Raw genomic sequence first — 4,872 nt, forward strand, 5'->3', positions numbered from 1 at the left:
ACACCGACCCCGAACGCTACAACGACATCATCCACACCCGCAAACACGAAGACCGTATGGACACCTTGGGCAAGGTGCGCAACGCCGGCCTGAAAATCTGCTGCGGCGGCATTGTGGGCATGAACGAAACCCGTGCCGAACGCGCCGGGCTGATTGCCAGCCTCGCCAACCTCGACCCGCAGCCGGAAAGCGTGCCGATTAACCAGCTGGTGAAAGTGGAAGGCACGCCGCTGGCCGATGCCGAAGATTTGGATTGGACGGAGTTCGTCCGCACCATTGCCGTGGCACGGATTACCATGCCGCACAGCTTCGTGCGCCTTTCCGCCGGGCGCAGCAATATGCCCGAATCCATGCAGGCAATGTGTTTCATGGCAGGCGCGAACTCGATTTTCTATGGCGACAAGCTTTTAACCACCGAGAACCCCAACGAAGACGGCGACCGCCTGCTGATGGCCAAGCTGGATTTAGTGCCGCTGGCTTATCATGCCGAATCTGGCGAGGCGGCGGAAAGGTTACCTGAAAATTACCATACAGCCGGCGGTTGTGGCGGCGGGCATTGCGGTTGTGCGCATTGAGTTTCAGCTTTCAGGTAGCCTTTTCAGGTAGCCTGAAGTGAAAAACAAAAAACAGCATGATGTTGCGTCATGCTGTTTTTATAGTGAATTAAATTTAAACCAGTACAGCGTTGGCTCGCCGTGCCGTAACGTGTGTACTGTCTGCGGCTCGCCGCCTTGTCCTGATTTTTGTTAATCCACTATATATAGGAGGGAGGCTACCTGAAAAATATTGGCTGCCGTTGTCTGCCAACCGATAGCAGCCTTATTCGCTTTCCTCCGCATGCCTTGCCAAATGCCGCAGTGCCGCCGCCAGCTCCGGATGGTGTGCCAAATCATCTGCTGCGGCTAGGCATTGTTCGGCGGCGGCACGGCTCAGTTTGGCCTGTTTCTCTTTTGGCCGCTCCTGCTCCGGCGGGCTGATTTTCACCTGTACTTCGCGCACCTCCGGGCACACCGCACGCCAGGCCGGGAGCAGCCCTGCCGCGAGCATCCGTAGCCGTGCCGCTGCCATATTGTTGCTTGCATACCAAACCAAAACCCCGTCGCGTACCCGCACTGCCCGGCAATGCTGCTGCAACTTGGCCGGCAGCCGTGCTTCCAATGTTTGGGCGGTATGCCGCCAGCTCTCGGCCTGCATAATCAGGTCGTGCAGCCGCGATTCGCCGCGGCTGAGGTTGTCGCGGCTGTGCAGGCTGTGGCGGCCGGGGTTGAATCGGTTGAGGTCGGACATATAAAGGCTACCTGAAAAGTGTGGTTGGGCAAAAGCAAAGCAGACGGGCTGCATCTAAAAACCTCATCAAGAGGCTACCTGAAAACAGTCAAACTGCCGCTGGCAGTAAAAAAGCCTGCCCGATGCGCTTGAAATCCTGCCAGGGTGAGCCATATTCCCAAGCGCGAACAGGTTTGATTATGCTAGAATTACCCGTTATTTTACTATCGCAGTGGATGAGATTTGAACCGGAGTAAGCCGACAGGCGAATGCCGCCACAGTTTGAATCGAGCACACGGGGCAACAGCAATACCGCATAAGGGATTAAATATTTTATGATTACTTCACTGGCCAAAAAAGTGTTCGGCAGCCGCAACGACAGGCTTCTGAAACAATACCGCAAATCCGTGGTACGCATCAACGGCATGGAAAAAGATATCCAGCAGCTCGACGATGCGGCGCTGCAAGCCAAAACCGTAGAATTCAAGCAACGGCTCGCCAAGGGCGAAACCTTGGACGACATTTTGGAAGAAGCCTTTGCCGTGTGCCGCGAAGCCTCCCGCCGCACACTGGGCATGCGCCATTTTGATGTGCAGCTCATCGGTGGGATGGTGTTGCACCAGGGCAAAATCGCCGAAATGCGCACCGGTGAGGGTAAAACCCTGGTGGCCACGCTGGCTGTATATTTGAACGCGCTCGCCGGCAAAGGCGTGCATGTGGTAACGGTAAATGACTACCTCGCCGCCCGCGATGCCGATATCATGGGCCCGCTCTACAACTTCCTCGGCATGAAAGTGGGCGTGATTGTGGCCAATATGGATCAGGCCGCCAAGCACGAAGCCTATAACGCCGACATCACCTACGGTACCAACAACGAATTCGGCTTCGACTACCTGCGCGACAATATGGTGCACCAGCTGAGTGACAAAGTGCAGCGCGAGCTGAACTTCGCCGTGGTGGACGAAGTGGACTCTATTCTGATCGACGAAGCCCGTACCCCGCTCATTATCTCCGGCCAGGCCGACGACAACACTGATTTATATTTGGTGATGAATAAAGTGCCCGCCCAGCTGGTGCGCCAGAAAGAAGAAGAGGGCGAGGGCGATTATTGGGTGGATGAGAAAAACCGCACCGTATTGCTCAGCGAAGCCGGCCATGAACATGCCGAGCAAATCCTCACCAAAATGGGCCTGTTGCAGGAAGGCGATTCGCTCTATTCCACCGCCAATATCGCCCTAATGCACCACCTGATGGCCGCTTTGCGCGCCCACAGCCTGTTTAATTTGGACGAGCATTATGTGGTGCAAGACGGCGAAATCGTGATTGTGGACGAATTCACCGGCCGCTTGATGACCGGTCGCCGTTGGTCGGAAGGCCTGCATCAGGCCGTGGAAGCCAAAGAAGGTGTGGAAATCCGCCAAGAAAACCAAACTTTGGCCTCTATTACCTTCCAAAACTACTTCCGCCTCTACAGCAAACTCTCCGGCATGACCGGTACCGCCGACACCGAAGCCTACGAGTTCCAAAGCATCTACGGCTTGGAAACCGTGATCATCCCGACCAACCGACCGATGATCCGCAAAGACTTCAACGACCAAGTGTTCCGCACAGCCGAAGAAAAATTCGAAGCCGTGGTGGCCGACATTAAAGAGCGCCATGCCAAAGGCCAGCCTATCCTGGTGGGCACCACCAGCATTGAAAACTCAGAGCTGGTGTCTAATATGCTCTCCCGCGCCGGCTTGGCACACAACGTTTTGAACGCCAAAGAGCACGCCCGCGAAGCCGATATCGTGGCGCAGGCCGGCAAAACCGGCATGATTACCGTGGCCACCAATATGGCCGGCCGCGGCACCGACATCGTGCTCGGCGGTAACGTGAAACACCTCAGCCACATCATCCGCAACAATCCGGATTTGAGCGAAGAGGAAAAAGCCGCCCGCATCAAAGAACTGGAAGATGGCTGGCAGGAAGAGCATGACCGCGTAATCGCTGCTGGTGGTCTGCACATCGTCGGCACCGAACGCCATGAAAGCCGCCGTATCGACAACCAGTTGCGCGGCCGTTCCGGCCGTCAGGGCGATATCGGCTCCAGCCGCTTCTACCTCTCGTTTGAAGACCCGCTGCTGCGCCTCTTTGCGCTTGACCGCCACGCTGCCTTGCTCGATAAACTGGCGCCGGAACGGGGTGTACCGATTGAAGCCAATTTGCTTACCCGTCAGATTGAAAGTGCTCAGCGCAAAGTGGAAGGCCGCAACTTCGACATGCGTAAACAGGTGTTGGAATACGACGACGTGGCCAACGACCAGCGTAAGGTTATTTACAGCCGCCGCAACGAAGTGCTGGAAACCGATGACAACTCTGCCATGATGACCGAGATGCGCCAAGAAGCGCTCGACAACTTGGTTGATTTGTATATGCCCGCCGACAGCATCGAAGAGCAGTGGGATTTGGTGGCGCTGGAGAAACAGCTGTTTGCCGACTTCCACATTCATGCTCCGGTTACCGAGTGGCTCAAGCAAGACCCCACCCTCGACAACCAAGACGTGAAAGAGCGTGCTTGGAAACTGGCGCAAGACGACTACACCGCCAAAACCGATATGGTTGGTGCCGGGTTGATGCGTCAGTTTGAGCGCAATATCTTCCTGCAAGTGATGGACAGCCAATGGCGCGAACATCTTTCTGCTATGGACTATCTGCGCCAAGGCATCCACCTGCGCGGCTATGCTCAGAAGAATCCGAAGCAGGAATACAAAATGGAATCTTTCGAGATGTTCCAAAACCTGTGGCAGAACATCCGCAATGAAACAGCAAGGCTTTTGTCGCAAGTACGCTTCGAGCTGAATGAGCTGGTGGCCGAGGAAAGTGCGCCCTCGCAAATGGCTTATCAAGAAAACCATGCTCCAGCGCTGGACATTACTTACCTAGCTGCTAATGGCAACGCCGCCGAAGCCGCCGACTTTGCTGAAGACGACTTCAGCCCAGAAGCCCTTGCCGCCCGCGGCCAAATGGTACACCGCAACGACCCCTGCCCTTGTGGCAGCGGCCTGCGCTACAAACAGTGCCACGGCAAATTGAGCTAAACAGCCCCGCTTAAACTGGGTATCAAAGGCTACCTGAAAACCGGATACAGGGTTTCAGGTAGCCTTTTGTTTGGAGTGGTGGGATTTATAGTGGGTTAAAAAGTATAGGACAAGGCTGGCAGGGCAGGTGTGCAAGCAGTTTGGCTAGATGAGCCAATGCAGTAGCGCAGTCTTGTCGTCATTCCCTATGGGTTTTTGAGGAAGATGTTTTCAGGTAGCCTTCTTGGTTGAACAGGCTACCTGAAAGCTATCTGGCGTGATGGATTGGCATTACCTGTTACTGAGCGGTTTCAGGTAGCCTGTGATGGCGGATGTATCGGCAGGTGGTGAACTTTATCGGTATTCTTAAAGAAAGCAGTGTCCCCTAGACTTGTTGTACTGCCTTTGCTGTCGGAGACTTGCCGCCGGTTTCATTTCTTCGCAGGTGCGATGAGACAGCTTGCTGCTGCATGCTGAAGACTGTCAGAAAAGAGGGCATAAGTAACAAAAAAGGTGCTATTTCAGAGAACCTTGCCAGTAAGTAACA

At 55.0% G+C, this 4,872-nt stretch carries 2 protein-coding genes and 2 pseudogenes; 3 read left to right on the top strand and 1 reads right to left on the bottom strand.

What is annotated here, in order from left to right; all coding sequences use genetic code 11:
- Positions 1-575: biotin synthase BioB (locus ACO6EE_RS09090; protein ID WP_485960720.1), on the top strand; the 575-nt coding region annotated here is incomplete at its 5' end.
- A 244-nt stretch (positions 576-819) separates the two neighbouring features.
- Here the strand turns inward: ACO6EE_RS09090 and ACO6EE_RS09095 are convergent.
- A complete protein-coding gene (locus ACO6EE_RS09095) occupies positions 820-1,287 on the bottom strand; it encodes a DciA family protein (protein ID WP_485960721.1) in 468 nt (155 codons plus the stop codon).
- Positions 1,288-1,601: 314 nt separating this feature from the next.
- Here ACO6EE_RS09095 and secA point away from each other — a divergent pair.
- Positions 1,602-4,095: pseudogene (gene secA, locus ACO6EE_RS09100) on the top strand (preprotein translocase subunit SecA); the annotation flags it as partial.
- 137 nt (positions 4,096-4,232) lie between these two features.
- Positions 4,233-4,346 (top strand): annotated as a pseudogene (locus ACO6EE_RS09105) (SEC-C metal-binding domain-containing protein); the annotation flags it as partial.
- Between the last annotated feature and the right edge of the window lie 526 nt (positions 4,347-4,872).

Source organism: Eikenella sp. (assembly GCF_057315495.1).